The organism is Neptunicella plasticusilytica, from assembly GCF_047922965.1.
Taxonomy (GTDB): Bacteria; Pseudomonadota; Gammaproteobacteria; order Enterobacterales; family Alteromonadaceae; genus Neptunicella; species Neptunicella plasticusilytica.
The window spans coordinates 618,422-636,879 of sequence record NZ_CP150481.1 but is presented as its reverse complement, the minus strand read 5'-3'; the positions used below and the strand labels follow the sequence as shown (position 1 = coordinate 636,879).

19 protein-coding genes and 1 tRNA gene are annotated in these 18,458 nt (G+C 46.8%); 11 read left to right on the top strand and 9 right to left on the bottom strand.

From position 1 onward, the window contains the following. Nucleotides 1-2: 2 nt before the first annotated feature. Nucleotides 3-1,103: a HupE/UreJ family protein gene (locus V1467_RS02975; RefSeq protein WP_416307316.1), complete on the top strand. Its 1,101-nt coding sequence runs from the start codon at nucleotides 3-5 to the stop codon at nucleotides 1,101-1,103. 22 nt (nucleotides 1,104-1,125) lie between these two features. Here the strand turns inward: V1467_RS02975 and V1467_RS02970 are convergent, their stop codons facing one another. Further along, nucleotides 1,126-2,262: an HD domain-containing phosphohydrolase gene (locus V1467_RS02970; protein WP_416307315.1), complete on the bottom strand. Its 1,137-nt coding sequence runs from the start codon at nucleotides 2,260-2,262 to the stop codon at nucleotides 1,126-1,128. 144 nt (nucleotides 2,263-2,406) lie between these two features. On the opposite strand from V1467_RS02970, the gene V1467_RS02965 reads away from it, so the two are divergent. Further along, nucleotides 2,407-3,132 (top strand): 1-acylglycerol-3-phosphate O-acyltransferase, encoded by a 726-nt coding sequence (locus tag V1467_RS02965; protein WP_416307314.1) that lies wholly within the window; start codon nucleotides 2,407-2,409, stop codon nucleotides 3,130-3,132. Nucleotides 3,133-3,157: 25 nt separating this feature from the next. Further along, the gene (rraB, locus tag V1467_RS02960) at nucleotides 3,158-3,505 is read left to right on the top strand and encodes a ribonuclease E inhibitor RraB (protein ID WP_416307313.1); all 348 of its coding nucleotides are present in this window, start codon (nucleotides 3,158-3,160) and stop codon (nucleotides 3,503-3,505) included. Between the two features lie 8 nt (nucleotides 3,506-3,513). Here the strand turns inward: rraB and V1467_RS02955 are convergent, their stop codons facing one another. Together V1467_RS02955 and V1467_RS02950 are read right to left on the bottom strand one after the other, a co-directional pair. Beyond that, nucleotides 3,514-4,989, bottom strand: a complete 1,476-nt coding sequence (locus V1467_RS02955; protein WP_416307312.1) for a sensor histidine kinase — start codon at nucleotides 4,987-4,989, stop codon at nucleotides 3,514-3,516. A 14-nt stretch (nucleotides 4,990-5,003) separates the two neighbouring features. Further along, nucleotides 5,004-5,723 (bottom strand): response regulator, encoded by a 720-nt coding sequence (locus tag V1467_RS02950; protein ID WP_416307311.1) that lies wholly within the window; start codon nucleotides 5,721-5,723, stop codon nucleotides 5,004-5,006. Between the two features lie 209 nt (nucleotides 5,724-5,932). Here V1467_RS02950 and V1467_RS02945 point away from each other — a divergent pair, with 209 nt between their 5' ends. Together V1467_RS02945 and V1467_RS02940 are read left to right on the top strand one after the other, a co-directional pair. After that, nucleotides 5,933-6,634 (top strand): spondin domain-containing protein, encoded by a 702-nt coding sequence (locus V1467_RS02945; protein WP_416307310.1) that lies wholly within the window; start codon nucleotides 5,933-5,935, stop codon nucleotides 6,632-6,634. Nucleotides 6,635-6,643: 9 nt separating this feature from the next. After that, nucleotides 6,644-7,366: a spondin domain-containing protein gene (locus V1467_RS02940; protein WP_416307309.1), complete on the top strand. Its 723-nt coding sequence runs from the start codon at nucleotides 6,644-6,646 to the stop codon at nucleotides 7,364-7,366. Between the two features lie 67 nt (nucleotides 7,367-7,433). Here V1467_RS02940 and V1467_RS02935 read toward each other — a convergent pair whose 3' ends face one another. Continuing rightward, nucleotides 7,434-8,282, bottom strand: a complete 849-nt coding sequence (locus V1467_RS02935) for a tetratricopeptide repeat protein (RefSeq protein WP_416307308.1) — start codon at nucleotides 8,280-8,282, stop codon at nucleotides 7,434-7,436. Between the two features lie 161 nt (nucleotides 8,283-8,443). Between V1467_RS02935 and V1467_RS02930 the strand changes: the two genes are divergently transcribed. Then, a tRNA-Leu gene (locus tag V1467_RS02930) sits at nucleotides 8,444-8,530 on the top strand. Nucleotides 8,531-8,600: 70 nt separating this feature from the next. Here the strand turns inward: V1467_RS02930 and V1467_RS02925 are convergent. Both V1467_RS02925 and V1467_RS02920 read right to left on the bottom strand, forming a co-directional pair. After that, complete coding sequence (locus tag V1467_RS02925) at nucleotides 8,601-8,981, bottom strand: YbaN family protein (RefSeq protein ID WP_416307307.1); 381 nt, start codon at nucleotides 8,979-8,981, stop codon at nucleotides 8,601-8,603. Nucleotides 8,982-9,005: 24 nt separating this feature from the next. Further along, a complete protein-coding gene (locus V1467_RS02920) occupies nucleotides 9,006-9,602 on the bottom strand; it encodes a hypothetical protein (protein ID WP_416307306.1) in 597 nt (198 codons plus the stop codon). Nucleotides 9,603-9,789: 187 nt separating this feature from the next. Between V1467_RS02920 and V1467_RS02915 the strand changes: the two genes are divergently transcribed. The 3 genes from V1467_RS02915 to V1467_RS02905 all read left to right on the top strand — a co-directional run bounded on the left by V1467_RS02915 (nucleotide 9,790) and on the right by V1467_RS02905 (nucleotide 12,323). Continuing rightward, entirely contained in the window at nucleotides 9,790-10,245 is a 456-nt protein-coding gene (locus tag V1467_RS02915; RefSeq protein WP_416307305.1) for an Lrp/AsnC family transcriptional regulator, read from the top strand. 82 nt (nucleotides 10,246-10,327) lie between these two features. After that, on the top strand, nucleotides 10,328-11,857 hold the full coding sequence (locus tag V1467_RS02910; protein WP_416307304.1) for an aminotransferase class V-fold PLP-dependent enzyme: 1,530 nt from the start codon (nucleotides 10,328-10,330) through the stop codon (nucleotides 11,855-11,857). Between the two features lie 58 nt (nucleotides 11,858-11,915). Beyond that, on the top strand, nucleotides 11,916-12,323 hold the full coding sequence (locus V1467_RS02905) for a methylglyoxal synthase (RefSeq protein WP_416307303.1): 408 nt from the start codon (nucleotides 11,916-11,918) through the stop codon (nucleotides 12,321-12,323). A gap of 76 nt (nucleotides 12,324-12,399) precedes the next feature. Here V1467_RS02905 and V1467_RS02900 read toward each other — a convergent pair whose 3' ends face one another. Together V1467_RS02900 and V1467_RS02895 are read right to left on the bottom strand one after the other, a co-directional pair. Further along, the gene (locus V1467_RS02900; RefSeq protein ID WP_416307302.1) at nucleotides 12,400-14,049 is read right to left on the bottom strand and encodes an amidohydrolase; all 1,650 of its coding nucleotides are present in this window, start codon (nucleotides 14,047-14,049) and stop codon (nucleotides 12,400-12,402) included. A 13-nt stretch (nucleotides 14,050-14,062) separates the two neighbouring features. Further along, entirely contained in the window at nucleotides 14,063-15,352 is a 1,290-nt protein-coding gene (locus tag V1467_RS02895) for an amidohydrolase (protein WP_416308638.1), read from the bottom strand. A 192-nt stretch (nucleotides 15,353-15,544) separates the two neighbouring features. Between V1467_RS02895 and V1467_RS02890 the strand changes: the two genes are divergently transcribed. Together V1467_RS02890 and V1467_RS02885 are read left to right on the top strand one after the other, a co-directional pair. Next, nucleotides 15,545-16,159 (top strand): peptidylprolyl isomerase, encoded by a 615-nt coding sequence (locus V1467_RS02890; protein ID WP_416307301.1) that lies wholly within the window; start codon nucleotides 15,545-15,547, stop codon nucleotides 16,157-16,159. An 83-nt stretch (nucleotides 16,160-16,242) separates the two neighbouring features. Then, nucleotides 16,243-17,118 (top strand): multidrug transporter, encoded by an 876-nt coding sequence (locus V1467_RS02885; protein ID WP_416307300.1) that lies wholly within the window; start codon nucleotides 16,243-16,245, stop codon nucleotides 17,116-17,118. A 46-nt stretch (nucleotides 17,119-17,164) separates the two neighbouring features. Here V1467_RS02885 and V1467_RS02880 read toward each other — a convergent pair whose 3' ends face one another. Then, nucleotides 17,165-18,439 carry a sugar MFS transporter gene (locus V1467_RS02880; RefSeq protein WP_416307299.1) on the bottom strand — a complete coding sequence of 425 codons (1,275 nt, stop codon included), beginning with the start codon at nucleotides 18,437-18,439 and terminating at the stop codon, nucleotides 17,165-17,167. Nucleotides 18,440-18,458 lie beyond the last annotated feature (19 nt).

The following is an 18,458-nucleotide window of genomic DNA, read 5'->3' as shown; positions in this document are numbered from 1 at the left end:
TTATGCAGCGAATCATACTCGGCATCCTGATGCTGTTTAGCAGTTTTCACTTAGCAGCCCACCAGATGAGCACAGCTTATATGACTGCCAATATGGATAAACAGGGTAATTTCAACGGCGACTTGCAAGTTCGACTATTTGACCTTGAACAGGCGATAGGTCTGGATTTGGATAGCAATGGTCAACTTGTCTGGAACGAGGTGCTCCAGCGTCAGGTTCAAATCGAAAGTTATCTGAACCAAAATCTGCAATTGCTGCGCGGTACAAAAGCCTGCACCGTGCAATTTTCTGCTGCTATCCAGATTAGCCAACATTTTAATGAGGGATATCTACTGGTTCCCCTGCAAGCGCACTGTGCCGCAAGCGGCGGTTTTAGTATCAATTATACCGCCATCTTCGCCGAAGATGCTGATCACAAACTATTACTCAATATCAGTGCACCACACACCCGGATAAGCCGGGTTATTTCATCGCGACAACAGCAAGTCGATTTTGATCTGGGTAACAACCAATGGTTATCCGGTGCAATGGAATACATTTATCAAGGCATCCTGCATATCTGGATTGGTACTGATCACATTCTGTTTTTAATGGCGCTGTTACTCACCTGTGCGCTACAACGCAAAAATAAACGTTGGGTGGAAATCGATCAGATCAGCCAAATCATTAAAGACACCGCCTGGATTGTTACCACCTTTACCCTCGCCCATTCTATCACCCTGACCGCCACGGCAATGGACTGGATTAGCCTTAACAGCCGATGGATAGAATTAGGGATCGCAGTGTCGGTATTATTAGCGGCACTCAACAATATTAAACCCGGCGTACTAAAACTAGGTTGGCTAACCTTTGCCTTTGGTCTGCTACACGGGATGGGTTTTGCCTCAGTATTGGCGGAAGTGGGCTTACCCGACAATCAAAAATTGCTGGCCGTATTAACCTTTAATATCGGCGTAGAAATAGGCCAGTTAACCATTCTTGCCATTGTGATACCTGTCCTAATCATGTTGCGCAGTAAAACCTGGTATCAGCGCTACGGCGTGACGGCAGCATCGTTAGTCATTATGATATTTGCCGCCCAATGGTCAATTGAGCGGTTTTAGTTATCAATCAACAACTAGGTGCTTATTTAATCAACAATTTGGCCATGGATTTATTAAATATATTCATCCACTTTTTGCAGAACTGGCCTTCTGCCACTCTGTTTATTTCAATTACAGCGCGTTTCTTGGGACGCGTTAAATGAGTTTCATAAGCGCGGGTATGGGTCAGTGCATCGAAGGTATCAACTATGGCTAGCAATTTCGCCCCTTCACATATCTCACTGCCTTTAAGTCCCATGGGATAACCTGTACCGTCCATTCTCTCATGATGCTGAATCACTATTTTGCGTGCCTCGTTCCAGTGATCCAAGTGTTCCAGCAATTTAGCACTTTTGAAAACATGGGAACGCAACAGATTAAACTCATTCTGATCCAGCGGGTCGGTTTTATGCAACAGCGCAAGTGGCATAAATGCCATGCCAAAATCATGCACATAACAGGCAACCGCCAGTTGTTTCTCATCCACCACCTTGCCGGCTTGGGTATTGAGGAACAGCGCCAGCTTGGCAATCCTGTCACAGCGCCCTTGCCAATACTGGGAGCGCTGTTCAACCGGATCCATCAACTTGCGAAAAAATAAAATATCCGCTTCCTGTTCCGAATCAAAACCACGACTAATCCCTAAATCATCAATCACATTTGATTCTTTGTCGGCAGCAATGACTTGCTCCTGATTCTCGGGACTCACGTCAAGCGACGGATCGAGCAATAACACCGATTCGGCCAGCAAAGTTTCGTGCTGTTGGGGATTATCCGGGGTAATTCGACCAATCTGGGTACTGAGCAACTGATGCAAATTTTCATCATAGCTGGCTTGGCCATTCTGAATACAGCTCTGCACAAATATTTTCACCCTGTCCATGGTCAATAACACCAGATCGCTCATCGTGCCGGTATATCTGATTTGGCCTTTGCGCAAAAAATCGAGCAAATCTTCTACGCGTTGGAGTAGGGGTAACATAGGCGAAAAATTGACTAAACCCAGATCGCCTTTAATAGTATGAACCGAACGAAACAACGCCCTTTGCAGCTCGTTATCCGTCGGCTTGAGTTCCAGCTCAATCAGGGTTTGCTCACTGGCCTCATATAGCTCGTTAATTTCTTCCAGTAGTTCTTCCAGTACATCTTCATCCAGCTCATCGTGTCTAAAAATTTGCATGAACATTATTATCCGTTAGTCATAAATCTGAATCTCTACTTCCTGAAACAAGGAGCGGAGTAATGCATGTTTTAACTGATCAGACATGCATAAAATGAAAAAATCAGTATAATTAAACGCGTTTTTATACCTAAGAGTTTTATTTTGATTGCCCTGATTCGCATACCCTTTGTTGGCGTCTATTTTATACTGATCAACCTTTTCCTGATACTGGTTTGCCTATGCAGACCGTTTCATCGTAACAACGTGAGCTTGGCTGGCAAGATTTACAGCACAATATCCCGTTTTATGGGTGTAAAGCTGGTATTCAGAATGCCAGCTTCGATTGACCAAAATGGTCCTTACGTATTTATCGGCAACCACCAGAATACATTCGATATTTTTTCGGTATGCGGGGCGGCCAGGCCAGGGACAGTAACTATAGGTAAGAAGAGTCTCAAATGGATCCCGATTTTTGGCTGGGTTTACTGGCTATCCGGCAACATTCTGATTGATAGGCAAAACATCAGCAAGGCGCACGGCACACTGGAAGCTGCAGCAAAAAAAATTCGCCAGCGTCGCTTGTCGGTATGGATGTTTCCCGAAGGAACGCGCAGTAATGGTCGCGGATTGTTACCCTTTAAAACCGGTGCGTTCCGATTAGCCCAACTGACTAAAGAACCTGTAGTCATGATTTGTGCCAGCAGTTTGCACAACAAAGTTAACTGGAACCGCTGGGACAACGGCACTGTGATTGTTGAAATGCAACAACCTGTTGAATTGGATGATAGCCGCAGCACCAAAGAATGGGCCAAGTACTTCCATCAGCAGATGGACAGCAAAATTAAACAACTGGATGCCGAAGTCGCTGAGATCGACAATGCCGGTTAAATTCGACTTAGCACAGGATGGTAACATGAGCACAGAGCAACAAGAATGGTATGCATTTAATCTGGAAACAGTAGAGGCGCTGCTGGAAGATGGCAGTAACCCTGACGCTACCTACAACATCGAATACCACTTTGCTTGTGATAATTTCGATCGCCTTGAAAAAGCCGCTGTCGATGCTTTTAAAGCGGGCTTTGAAGTAGGTGACGCAGAAGAATTAACCCTGGATGATGGCGGCACGATTTTATGTTTTGATGCCACAGTAGAGCGTAAACTGGACGTTGAGCAGATCAACAAAGATACCGATATACTGCTGGCTATCGCAGCCAAACATAAAGTCCATTACGACGGCTGGGGCACCCATTTTATCGAATAAGTTGCCGGCTAGGCACGTTTTAGTTCAAAACTAAAACAGGTGCCACGGCCTAACTCACTTTCTACTTTAAGGTCGGAATCCAGCAACATCATTAGCTTGCGACTAATCGCCAGCCCCAGGCCAGCATGCAGACTTTTGTCGGTTGTACTGGTTGAGGCTTGATAACGGGCGTCAAAAATAAACGCCAGTTCAGACTCACTAATCCCCACCCCACTGTCACGTAAATCTATCCGCAATTTATTGGTCGATTGCGCCGATACCTCGATTTCGATCTGGCCATTTGTCGGGGTATGGCGGATGGCGTTATCCAGTAAATTGGTCAATACTCGCTCCAGCTTGCCGATATCGGCAAACACCTGGTAGTCAAACTGGGTAGGACTAACCTGCAGCTGGATCTGTTTAGCCTGGGCTTTTAGCGCAAACTTGGCTACCACATCATGTAATAATTCGCCCAAGGGGAAGGATTCCTGATTGAGAGTAACTTGCCCGCCTTCCAGATAAGCCAGTTCAAAAATTTGATCGATAAGATGCTTGAGGTTCCGGGCATTTTTCAACGAAATGTCGATAAAACGCTGACGTTCCTGCTGCGATAAGCTATTGGCGTTGATTGCCAGCGTTTCTATATAGCCTTGCAGACTTGCCAGCGGCGTGCGTAAGTCGTGGGATAAATCAGCCAGCAAGGTACGGCGCTGATTATCGATTTGCTGTAGTTGGTTAAACTGTTGCTGGATGCGGGTTAGCATGGTCGCAAAAGCGCTACCCAACTGCTGGATTTCGTTGTTTGATACTTCATTCCAGTGTTGCAGTTGTTGCGGCTCTATATTAAAGGCGGTTTGTTGAACAGATTTGATATCTTTGGTCAGACGGCGCAAGGGGGCAGTAAAAAACCGGAACAGCGCAAGCAAGCAAAATAACAAAAACAGCATGGTTCCCAAACCAATTAGTGCAAAGTCCTGGCTGGTTCGATTGGCTTTTATCCCGGCCAGGATAGAATCATAAACCTGGCCACCGATGATCATATACAAATAGCCCTGTAATTTTTCATTTCGCATCACCGGTGCTACGGAAAAGATTTTGTGTTTGGTCAGATTACGCGGATCGTCACCCAACACGGGTAAATCCTGTTGAGCATTCAACAGCTGTTTTATCGGCGTCAAATCAACCTGCTGACGTTTAACCAATCCCGGATCGGCAGAATAAGTCAGGATATTGCCCTGCGGATCCAGATAGTAAAATTCAAAACTGGGGCCGAGTAACATCAAAGTATGAAACAGGTTCTCCAGCGCGTCATGATCATAGCTGCCTTCCGCTAACAGCGGATTATCATGCACCAGATGATCGGCGAGTCCCAGGTGTAAACGTTGTTCTGCCGCCAGCCGGGTATTGCGATGTAAATATTCACTGCCCCATAACAACATGGATAATAATAATAAAAACACCAGCACCAAGCTGATAGCCAAACGTTGGTATAAGGAAAGCTTCATCCGTCACGCTCCCCTTACAGCAATCCGGCCGGGTTAAGTTTGTATCCTATCCCCCACACCGTCTGGACTATTTTGGGCGCTGTCACTTCATGCTCGATTTTAGCCCTTAAACGATTGATATGAGAGTTAACCGTGTGTTCATAGCCGCTATGATGGTATCCCCAAACGGCTTCCAACAGTTGTGCGCGATTAAATACCTGGTTGGGATGACGAGCCAGATATTGCAATAAATCAAACTCGGTCACTGTTAGTTCCAGTTGATGCTGCTGAATAAAAACCTGATGTTTTAACGGGTCAATCACCAGTGAGCCGATGACAATCTGATGCTGATTTTCTGTTGGCATATCCTGGCTAAGACTTTGCAACAACTTGGCACGCCGCAGTTGGGAACGCACTCGAGCCTGCAATTCACGCACACTAAACGGCTTGGTCATATAATCATCGGCCCCCAGCTCCAGTCCCAGGACTCGATCTGTCTCTGAATTTTTGGCGGTTAGCATTAGAATGGCCTGCTGCGGCTTTAATTGTCTAACTTGTCGACAAATATCCAGACCACTCATACCCGGTAACATAATGTCCAATAGCAGCAAGTCCCAATCTTGCTGCACTGCTATCTGGTAGGCCTGCTTGCCGTCGTCAAAATGCTCGGTATGGATCCCCAGTTCCTGAAGATTCACCCGGATCAGACTGGCAATATCGGCATCATCTTCCACGATAAGCACACGATCGAGCATTATTATTCAAACTCCCTTATCCAAGTGATTCCACATTCCTGCTGAAAGACACAACTTGAAGTTGTATTGGGTATATAAGCAATCTAGACCGAATAAACCGGGATTTATATTCAACCGGCGCAATTTGCTCAAAACGTTATAGCTCTGTGACACTTTTGCGATATTTATTCTCCATATTCAGTTTTCAACAACATGAACTGGAGAAAAACATGAAATTACAATCAACCTTCATAGCACTCGGATTGGCCATAGGAAGTACCGTCAGCCAAGCTGCTGAGCTGGAAATCACCGTACAGAACATTTCTCATGGAATGTATTTTGCGCCGTTATTAATTAGTGCCCATAGCAGTGATCAACATTTATATACTCTGGGTGAAGAGGCGAGCCTTGAAATTCAGGCAATGGCCGAAGGTGGCGATTTGTCTGGCCTAATCACCATGACACAGGGGCTGGGAGCCGATAACAGTGCCAATCCCGCTGAAGGACCTATGCATCCGGGTGACATGGTCAGCACTATGTTAACCACCAGCGATGGCAATCAGTCACTCTCTATCGTCGGTATGATGGTACCTAGTAATGATGCATTTGTAGGACTGGATGCGTGGCAAATACCAACAGAAGCAGGTACCTACGAATTTTATCTGAACAGTTATGACGCCGGAACCGAAGCCAATGACGAAATTCGCGGGGGCGGAGCACCCGGTACTCCCGGTTTACCGACCTTACCTTTTTTTGATGCCGAAGTAGGTACTGGTGGCTCAGGTGTCACATCGGTTGAAACCAATACCTCTGTTCACGTCCATCGCGGCAGCATTGGCGACGATGATCCAGCGGGTGGCAGCAGTGACCTGGATAACACACTGCATCGCTGGTTAAACCCGGTAGCGAAAGTGACAGTGACAGTAAACTAGGAGGATGATATGAAAATCTTATTGAGCAGAATCTATCTCATTTTCGCCTCGACCTGCTTAGTCCTGTTGACCGCCTGTAGTGATGATGACGATGACGTGGTGATGACACCCGATCCTCCAGCACCGGTTGAAGTCAGTTATGAGGTGAGTATTGCCAATTTGACCGAAGGGCAATTGTTATCGCCGGTCTCGATTATATTGCACAAAGATGAGCAATTATGGCAAATAGGTCAGCCCGCTTCGGAAGCATTGGAAAAAGTCGCTGAAAGCGGCGATAACACAGATTTATTGGCACAAAGCTATGTTCTGGCGTCAACCTCAGGAGAGGGGCCCATTATGCCAGGAGAAAATGCCACGCTGATGGTTAGTACCACCGACAGTGATGCGACAAAGTTGTCTGTCGCATCCATGTTGGGTAATACCAATGATGCTTTTACCGGTCTGAATGCTATCGATCTAAGCTCGCTTAGTGTGGGGGACAGTCAAGGCTTTTATACTTTTGCTTATGACGCTGGCACCGAAGCCAATACCGAATCCGCAGATACCGTTCCCGGTCCCGCTGCAGGCGGAACAGGCGAAGGGTTTAACTCAATGCGGGACGATAGCCGTGATATGGTATTAATGCACCAGGGTGTTGTTTCGATGGACGATGGTCTCGCAAGCTCAGCACTAGGTCAGGCCCAGCGCTTTGACAATATGGTTGCCCGGGTGGTTATTACGCGCGTTGAATAAACAGACAAGCCAGCATCACATAGTTCAACCAACAGTTGCGCTTTGTGATGCTGGTAACGACGTCAGGTTAATATAACAAGGCGTATATTTTTCGGCGATACTGACTGGCCAACGGATCCCCTGCTGGCAACGCATTGATGGTATCCAGCGCAAATTTTTTGGCATCACCAAAATTCAAATCTTTTTTCAACACCTGAAACAATAACTCCAACGCCTCGTCATTGCGCTTGGCCTGCTGTAACTGCACCGCCAGTTTGACCTTAAGTTCATTGTCATCAGGATTGCCAGCCAGTTCCTGTTGCAATGCCTGGATTTCGGGCGTATCTGCCGCCCGCTCAGCCAGTTCAATGGAGCCTAGCAGGCGCTGGTAATTGTGATCTTGATCTACCAGGCCGATGGTTTCCAATAAACTTTTTGCCTGTGCGATATGCCCCTGCTGCACGTAAATATCGGCCAGTAAATATTTGATATCGGCGCGGTCACTATTTAAGTCATATGCCTGTTTGGCAAGCAACGCAGCGCGATCCAAATCACCGGTAAGCATAATTTCGTTCGCCTGCGCAAATAAGGCTTCTTCCGGTTTAGGTAAATGCTTTTCCAGCAGTTCTCTAAGCGTCGCGTCAGTCTGTGGACCTACAGCTCCATCTATAGGTTGGCCATTTTTAACCAGCATCACAGTGGGTAAACTGCGTACGCCGAATTGCTGGACAACTTCTGGCTGTTGTTCGCAATTAACTCGAGCGAGGATCAAGTCCTGATTATGTTCACCGGCCAGTTTGGCCAAAATCGGCGCCATCTGCTCGCATTGCTCTACACCGGCTTGCCAGAACTCAACCGCGATCAGTTTGTGTTGCGAATCTTCCAGCATTACTTGCTGGAAATTATCCAAATTAATATCGACTACATTATTTTGCATAAATTACATTTTCTGGTTGTTTATTTGTTTCAATAGCTTGGGGCGTATAGCATCAATTACAAGCCAAGTGGCCAAGAATCCTGCAATATTCGATTTTATTACAACTTTTTTCGCTCAGGACTTTTCAATTCGATTTAACCAGTATAGAATCGCGGCCTCTTGCAGATGTGGTGGAATTGGTAGACACGCTAGCTTCAGGTGCTAGTGGCCTAACGGTCGTGGGAGTTCAAGTCTCCCCATCTGCACCAATATTCCCTTCTTTGATTCTACCTTTTATTGTTATCACTACTCATCAATAATAGATGCAGCGATCACTTATCAGGATTCGTTTGTATCCGTACTATCAGGCCTTCGCCAAATCCATATCGCGACTGCGACAAACATTAGACTAAGACCTATTTTGAAATAAAGACGATACTCGGTCAGCCAAAAAATAATTGCGCTGAGCAACATCATAAGTGAAGACAGGATTTTGGCTTTGATAGGAATAGCACCATATCTACGCCATTGTTTGATGGACTCTCCAAAGATAGGGTGATTCAGCAACCAGTTTTCTAAAGCAGGCCAACCTTTACTGCCGGCCCAGGCTGATAACAGGATAAAGGGAACGGTGGGCAGTCCTGGTAACGGAATGCCTATCAGGCCCAACATCAGAAACAGTAAAGCCAGTATGCGCCAATGCAGTTTAGTCAACCACATACTGACTATCCGTTACGCAGCTAGTTATGCACTACGTGATGCACGGGAACGAACCGCAGATAATCCCAATAGGCCGGAAATAAACAACATCAACATAGTGCTTTCAGGTACCGAAGTCACTCCAGACTCAATCCTGATACCGGCGGCAAAATTACTCCATTGACCCCAGTTACCGCTAAAATCCGTCAATAGGTAATGTTCTAACGGCAGCGGAGCGCTACCTGGAACCAAGCCATAAAAATCGACAGAGGTAGGAATAAAGGTTACCCAGTAAGTCCCCGCCTGCAAAAGCCAGTCAAGGCTGGACAATCCATACCAGTCTAGTGCTTGTCCCGCATCCAGACTGATGCTGGAAAAAAATAAATTAGTCGACGGCTTACCAGCTACATCAGCTGTTATAGCGATATCCATTGTCCCCGTACCACTTCCCCACTGATTAGAAAAGTAACCCTGAATGGAAGATATAGTTTCACTTTGATCGAGATTGAACTGTGCAGCAAAATATTGATACTGATAAAGATCAGCACCATTAGTATCGGTGGGAGTTCCGGTATCAACAATTAACGCGGCATGGGAAGACGCCATGTAAAACAACATCATTGCTAGTATTTTTTTCATCATTACTACTTTCCTGCTACAACAGACATCAGATCAGGCCATAATTGGACAAAGATTGTACTACAAAGCGTTTTTTATTGCATAGACTTTTGTTTTAAAAGAAAAAACGGGCGCCGAACTGCCCCCGGGGCTGTTGATTTTGATGATCTCTGATATATTCATTTACCCCTTCACTTAACATCGGAACAGCATGGACAATATCGATAAGCAAATACTCCAAACCCTTCAAACCGATGCTCGCTTGTCAGTAGCGGAAGTCGCAGACAATGTCGGCTTGTCCAAAACCGCCTGCTGGCGACGGATACAGAAACTGGAAGAAGACGGTATCGTGTTGGGCAGCGTCACCTTGCTCAATAAAGACAAACTGAACCTGGGTTTGTCGGTGTTTATTTCGATTAAAACCAACCAACACAATAGTGAATGGTATGAGAAATTTTGTTCCATCGTTACTGATATTGCTGAAATCATCGGTGTGTACCGCATGAGTGGAGAACTGGATTATTTGCTCCATGCTGTAGTACCCGACATGCGCGGTTATGATCAGTTATATAAACGCCTGATTGAAGCCGATTTGCACGACGTGAGTGCCAGTTTTGTGATGGAAACCATTAAAAGCACCACACAATTACCATTAGCCCACTTGTAAGGAACAATGAAACACACAAATCCCAATAAATGGGAATTTAATTCCATTTAATTTTACTTTCATAGTAAATTAATTCAAAATAATGCATAAGTTATCTACCTATGTGCTATCAGCTATGTCAACCGAAAAACTGTTTACCCGTTTCCGCCCACATATCATCGGGCAAAAACTGACTCATCAGATCAACGGCAAAAAACGCGATATTATTTATGCTGACTGGACGGCCAGCGGCAAACTTTATCGCCCTATTGAACAGTTTATTACTGACTATCTTGGTCCCTACGTGGCCAATACCCATACCGAGACCAATCTGACCGGCACCACCATGACCACCGCCTACCACGATGCACAGAAAATTATCAAGCAGCATGTCAATGCCAATCAGGATGACATACTGATCAGCAGCGGTTCGGGTATGACAACGGTGATCAACAAGTTGCAGCGCATCCTGGGCCTAAGGATTGCCGAGAAATGGCAAGACCGGATCCAGATAGCTGAGCATGAAAAGCCGGTAGTATTTATTACCCATATGGAACATCACTCCAACCAGACAACCTGGAACACCTGTGAAGTCACAGTTGAAGTGATAAAACCCAATCAGCACGGGTTACCGGATGTCGAGCATCTTAAGCAATTGCTTGCACATTATGCTGACCGACCACTAAAAATAGGCTCTTTCACTGCCTGCAGTAATGTCACCGGTATCAAGACCGATTACCACCAATTAGCCAAAATCATGCACCAACATAATGGGATCTGTTTTGTGGATTTTGCCTGTTCCGCGCCCTATGTGGACATTGATATGCACCCTCAGGATGAGGATGCGCGTCTGGATGCAATTTTCCTGTCGCCGCACAAATTCCTGGGTGGGCCGGGCAGCAGTGGCATAATGCTGTTTAACCGCAAACTCTATACCAATAAAATACCTGACCAGCCCGGCGGCGGTACCGTCAGTTGGACCAACCCGTGGGGGAAACAGGGCTTTTTTGACGATATTGAAGTACGGGAAGATGGCGGTACACCAGGCTTTTTACAAACCATCAAGGCCGCTCTGGCAATCAAGCTTAAACAGGAAATTGGCACAGGTAATATTGCCAAGCGGGAACAGCAACTGGTGGATATATTAATGGACGGGCTGGATGATATCCCTAACGTCGTTATGCTGGAGCCGGATATTCGCCAACGACTGTGCATCGTATCTTTCTACATTCCCGACGTGCATTACAATTTGATCGTGCGCTTGCTGAATGACAAATTCGGCATCCAGACGCGAGGCGGTTGTTCCTGTGCAGGCACCTACGGGCACATTTTACTTAATGTCAGTGAATCCAAATCCCAAAATATTACCAATAAAATCGACAATGGTGATTTAACCGACAAACCCGGTTGGGTCAGGGTCTCACTGCACCCCACCAGTACCGACCAGGAAGCGCATAACATTGTAGATGCAATCAAGCAGATAGCCGCCAATATAGACCAATGGCAGCAGGATTATCGGTTTGATCCCTGTCGGGGAGATTTTGTGAATCGACATGCCGATACCAAATTACATAAACTGGATAGCTTTCAGGCGTTACCAAAACAACATTTATTGAGTAGATTATCTTTTTGAACTCTGCTTCAATAATGCGCAAATAAACAAGCAGATAGCATTATTGAAAGGTTAACGCATGCAGAAAACCATCGCTTTGGTCGCCCATGATCATAAAAAGAAAGATTTAATCGACTGGGCTCTGACCCATAAAAATAGGTTGGAAGGCCATAAACTGGTCGCCACCGGCACCACTGGCGGACTGGTTGCAGATGCCTTGCAACTACCTGTACATCGTTACAAAAGTGGCCCCTTAGGCGGCGATCAGCAAATTGGTGCGTTAATTTCAGAAGGTGGGTTGGATGCGCTGGTATTTTTCTGGGACCCGCTGAATCCTGCTCCTCATGACCCTGATGTTAAAGCGCTATTGCGTCTATGTTCAGTATGGAATATCCCGGTTGCCTGTAACCGTGCCAGTGCGGATCTTATGTTTGGTATCGAGTCACTGGAAAATATGCAATACAAACGCGAAGTTCCGATTTATTAAGGTTAAAATCGATATAAGAGTTGCACGGATAGCGGGTTTGGAGTCAAAATCCCACCATTCACCCGCTACTGTTTATTTAAAACTGCTGCTCTCCTGCCACCCAAGTTTGCAACACTTTGGGCTTCCAAAGATCCTGTTCCGGGATGGCAAAAATATCCCTGTCCACCACAATAAAATCAGCCCACTGACCTTTGCTCAAGCTTCCTATTCTGTCTTCCTGAAAGGCGGCGTAGGCCGCGTCTGCGGTAAACGCGCGCAACGCCTGTTCCAGCGTCATTTTTTGCTCAGGTAACCAACCCTGTCTAGGTTGATTATCGCGATCCTGGCGGGTCACCGCTGCATGTAATCCAAAAAACGGATTGGCCAGCTCCACCGGGAAATCCGAACCGGCCGCCACAATAGTGCCCTGAGCTAACATGCTGTGCCAGGCATAAGCGCCTTTCAGTCTTTCCTTACCCAAACGATCACCGGCCATGTTTTTATCACTGGTGGCATGGGTTGGTTGCATCGATGCAATCAAATTAAGCTGCTTAAACCGCGGGATGTCTGCCGGATTAATAATTTGTGCATGTTCAATTCGATGACGTAAATCTCGGCCGCCGACTTTCTGATATGTGGCGGCATATTGATCCAGTGCAATCCGGTTGGCGCGGTCGCCGATAGCATGCACATTAAGCTGGAATCCACGCTTGATAATCTGTTCGTACAACTGGCTCAGTTGCTGCTCGGAGGTGACCATTAAACCGGTATTGTCATGATCATCAGAGTAAGGCTCAAGCAATGCTGCGCCACGACTGCCCAGCGCACCATCAGCGACCAGTTTGACGCTGCGAATAGACAACAAATCCTTATCGTCCTGAATAAAGCCCTTTTCCAGCATGGGCAGTAAATCGGTATCCCAACCGGCGATCATGGCGTAAATACGCAGTTTTAACTGATGTTCTGCCAGCTGATGCTGGTAAAAGTCGTAAACATCTTTTTCGATACCGGCATCATGCAATGAGGTAATGCCCAGTTCCAGCAAGTGGGATTGCGCGGCCTCAAAGGCCAAGTTAAAGCTATTGGCATCGTATTTAGGCAGTTTTTCCTGTATTAGCTGCATGGCATTGTCGATTAATATTCCGCTAGGTTTACCTTTGCTGTCGCGCAGAATCTGTCCTCCCGGAGGATCCAGAGTACTTTCATCTATCCCGGCCATTTTTAACGCCAGACTGTTGGCCCAACCGGCGTGCCCGTCGACCCGTTCCAGCCACACCGGTCGGTTCTGGATAAATTCATCCAGATCGGTGGCATTGGGGAAGTCATTTTCCGGCCACAACACCTGATTCCAGCCACCACCCCTTACCCAGTCCAAATCCGGATTTTGCTTGGCAAACGAAGCCACCGCCTTCACTGTGGCCAGCTTACTGCGAATATCCCGCACATCGGCTTCCAGCAAGCTGTAACCCAGCCCCATAAAGTGGGCATGCGCATCGATTAATCCGGGTAATATCGATTTTCCTTTCAAATCAACCTGTTTGGCATCCGGATAACGCTGTTGAATAGCATTATCGCCCACCTCCAGTACTTTACCTTTTTCTACCGCCAGCGCCTCAAATCTCACTAAGGCGCGTTGCGGGTCAAACCCATAACCTTTGGCGTTATACCACAAGGTGACTTGGGCCAAACTACTGTGGCTAAACATTACAAACAGGCCATAGAGCCCAATGCAGATAAGTTTTTTCATGCTTTTTCTCTTTCTATTCAGGCTTGGCTGCGCGCATATAATCCAGGGTTAAATTACTCAACAGTTTAACTCCCAGTTTCATACCGCTTTCGTCAATCTGGAAATAAGGGGTATGATGGCCTGGCGCTTCGCTTTTGGGCATATCCAGCGCTTTGCCGCCCACAAACAGATACAAGCCTGCCACTTCGTTTTGGAAAAAAGAAAAATCTTCGGCTCCGGTAACAGCATTAACCAGTTCGACTTTGTCTTTCCCTGCTGTGCGTTCCAATGTAGGCAACATTTTGTTCATTAACGCCGGCTCGTTATAAGTCACCGGATAACTGTAATCAAGCGGCAAGGTAATCTCGGCTTCTGCCCCCATGCTGGCAACAATGTTATTTATCTTGCGTGGTACAGCATCATACATATGCTCACGCGCTTGTTGATTTAAGGTACGAATGGTTCCGACCAGTTCAACCTGTTCGGGGATAATATTGGAGCGATTACCGCCGTGAATAGATCCAATGGTGACCACCGCGGCACCGTCGAGCAGATTAATTTCCCGGCTGGTAATGGTCTGCAATCCCATAATGACCTGTGCCGCTGTAACAACAGGATCAACACTTAACCAGGGATAAGCGCCGTGGGATTGTTTGCCTTTTATCACCACTTTAAAGGGTTCGACAGCCGCCATAATGCCGCCGCTACGATACTCCACCACTCCCACATCAGTATCTGAACTAATATGCAGGCCGAACACCACATCCACGCCTTTCATTACCCCTTCGGTGACCATTACTTCGGCTCCACCCTTCTCTCCGGGAGGCGCACCTTCTTCGGCCGGCTGGAAAATAAACTTCACTTTGCCGGATAACGACGATTTCATTTCGGTAAGTATTTTAGCCGCCCCCATTAGCATCGCCATATGGGTATCGTGGCCACAGGCATGCATTACCGGTACGCTGTTGCCATTAAATTCCGAGGTTTGCCCGGATTTAAACGGTAAATCATTGATTTCTTTAACCGGTAAACCATCCATATCGGCGCGAAGTGCGACAGTGGGTCCCGGCTTACCAGAATCCAGCAGTGCTACCACTCCGGTTTTCGCAATGCCGGTTTTGACGTCCAGCCCCAAGCCACGCAGATATTTTTCGATATACGCGGCAGTCTGGAATTCACGGTTAGATAATTCGGGATACTGATGAAAGTGGCGTCGCCATTTTATCACTTGGGCTTCAAGCTCATCGGCTCGCTCAGAAACTTTATCTGCCTGCGCATGAAATGTGGCCAAACAAAGCATAACAAGGAGGATTTTTTTCATTATATTGTCCTGTCTATTATTATGTGTAGGGAAAGAAAGTCTGATAATAACTTTTTCATACAATAGCTTAGCTTTAAGGCACAAGCTAATTTCGACTATGATTTGAATAAATAATCGCTGCATCGCTCGCCAACAATTAACTAAATCGGTAAGCTGAAAAGATTCAATCATCATGACTTTATTGGACTATTTGCCGTGAAAATTTCCGCTATTTTATCCACAACCAATCTGGTTCTTTGCTTGTTATTATCCAGCTTGCTAAGCCACACAGCCCAGGCTAAAAATCAGCTTATTACGATGCAGACTGAACAGGGTGACATCAAAATCGAGTTATATAGCGATAAGGCGCCGATTAGCAGCGCCAACTTCTTACGCTATATCAAGGCTGGAGGTTTTAAAGGTGGCGAGTTTTACCGCGTTGTGCGTCTGGACAATGATAATGGCGAGCCTAAAATTGAAGTCATTCAGGGCGGTGCCAACCCCGAATTCAAAGACTTCCCGGCGATTAAACTGGAAACCACCCAAACTACCGGGATTAGACATCTCGATGGTACGCTATCGATGGCGCGGGCTGAGCCTGACACCGCCACATCGGCATTTTTTATCTGCATTGGTGCTCAGCCATCACTGGATTTTGGTGGCACACGTAACAAGGACGGCCAAGGTTTTGCCGCATTTGGGCGGGTTGTTGAAGGAATGGATGTGGTGAAACAAATCCATCAAATACAGGATACCGTCACAACCGACGAGGCCTATACCCAGGGCCAAATTCTGCAACATCCGGTTAAAATTAAGGATGTGACATTTTGACCGATCGCTTCCCTGCCCGTGCAACGGCTGACACTTGAATAACGCCACTGTAGTTTAACGTTACCAAATATCAGGAGATATCCATGCTTTGGATCTTCTTTACTTTGCTGGCCGCTTTTATGCAGTCGTGGCGCAATGCCTTCCAGAGCCGCTTGGGCCAGGAAGTGAAAGTCACTGGTGTGACTCTGGCACGCTTCCTGTGGGCCAGCCCTGTTGCTGCGGTTTACCTGGGATTACTCTACTACTGGCAGCCTGCACCTGTGCCCGTGTTCACTGCCCCGTTTAGCGGATTTGTTGTCGGTGCAGCACTGATGCAAATACTGGCCACCGCCCTGATGGTCAAACTGTTTAAAATGAACAACTACGCCATCGGTGCCGGACTGGCAAAAAGTGAGGCGCTGGTGGCTGCCGTATTAGGAATGCTATTTTTCGGGACGTCACTTTCTATGCTGGGGTGGGGCGGCGTCATCATTGGCGGTATTGCGGTGTTTTTAATGAGTGCACGGCAAGGTTTCAGGGGGTTATCTGTTAACACCGTATTATTGGGCTTGGCTTGCGGCAGTTCTTTTGCTTTGACCTCACTATGGGTGCGCGAAGCCAGCCTGGCCCTGAATTTGCCCTTCCCTTATAGCGCCGCCTGGGTACTGTTATTAGTGATTAGCCTGCAAACGCTAATATTGGTTGTTTTTCTATTGTTACAGGACCCGGCCAGTTTAAAAGCCTTGTGGCAACGTCCCAAACTCACCCTGCTAACCAGTATTGCCAGTTGTGTCGGCTCAATTGGCTGGTTTAGTGCGATGTCGCTACAAACTGTGCCTTACGTTAAAACCCTGGGGCAGGTGGAGGTGTTCTTTACCATGCTTATTTCTGCTTACTGGCTTAAACAAAAATTACAGATTAAGGATGCGTTGGGGCTGGTTTTAATCGCCATTGCGGCCATTATGGTGATGTGGAGTTAACAAAATACCGGGTAGCAGGGCTACCCGATAAGCAATATCTAAAGACTTAATTAGAACGCATCTTACTACCTGAAAAACCGTACCAGGCGATATATAAGTAGCAGATAACCGGCAGGATAAAGCTGAACTGAATACCCTGACTATCTGCCAACAAGCCTTGCAAGGAAGGAACTATTGCGCCACCGACAATTGCCACACACAACAAACCGGAACCGACACTGGCCAATGGGCCCAGTTTTTCAATTGCCAGACTGAATATGGTCGGGAACATAATGGAGTTAAACAGACCCACTGCCAGAATTGCCCACATGGCTGTTGAACCAGAGGTATTCATTGCGGTCAGTACCAGAACCATTACTGCCAGACCATTAAAAGTCAATACCGCCCGGGGAGACACTTTAGTCATGACCGCCGCACCAATAAAGCGTCCGACCATGGCTCCCCCCCAGTAGTAACTGACCAGTGCTGCCGCGTCTTTCTCGGCTAGACCGGCAATCGAAGGTTCGGCAAAAAAGTTAACCAGAAAACTGCCAATCGCCACTTCACCGCCCACATACACAAAAATAGCGATGACCCCGAATAACAAATGAGAGTGTTGCAGTGCTTCTTTAATACCACCGGCCACTTCCGTCTGCTCCGGCTCTTCAATCACCGGCAGATTCAGGCGCGAGAAAATAATCGCCAGTACAAACAATGCGGTTGCTAAAATGATATAGGGCAACTGCACCGAAGCCGCCTGCGTAGCGTTATAGGTCGCCACTTCTTCGGCCGACATAGCCGCCAAATCAGCCGCAGATAAGGTGGCGACCGAGAAAATCAACAACGCGCCAAACCAGGGTGCAACGGTGGTACCCAGCGAATTAAATGCCTGGGTCAGAGACAAGCGACTCGATGCAGTACGTACCGGTCCCAACCGTGTTACATAGGGATTAGCGGCAACCTGCAAGACAGTAATTCCGGCAGCCAGTATAAATAGCGCAAACAGGAACAATCCGTATTGCTGCATGGCTGCGGCCGGATAAAACATCAAACATCCGACGCCTGCCACAGTTAAACCGGTGACAATACCTTTTTGATAACCGACTCTTTTAACATAAGTACCGGCAGGGTAAGACACCACCGCATAGGCGCCAAAAAAGGCAAAGTTCACCGCCATGGCCTGAAAATAATTCAGATCAAACACGGCTTTTAAATGGGGAATCAGAATATCGTTCAGGCAGGTAATAAACCCCCACATAAAAAACAGACTGGTCAGGATTGTTAGCGGAACGGTATAATTTTTTTGATCACTATGCGCAGCGGCAGTACCGATATTTTCCATAATTAACTCTTTGTGTTGT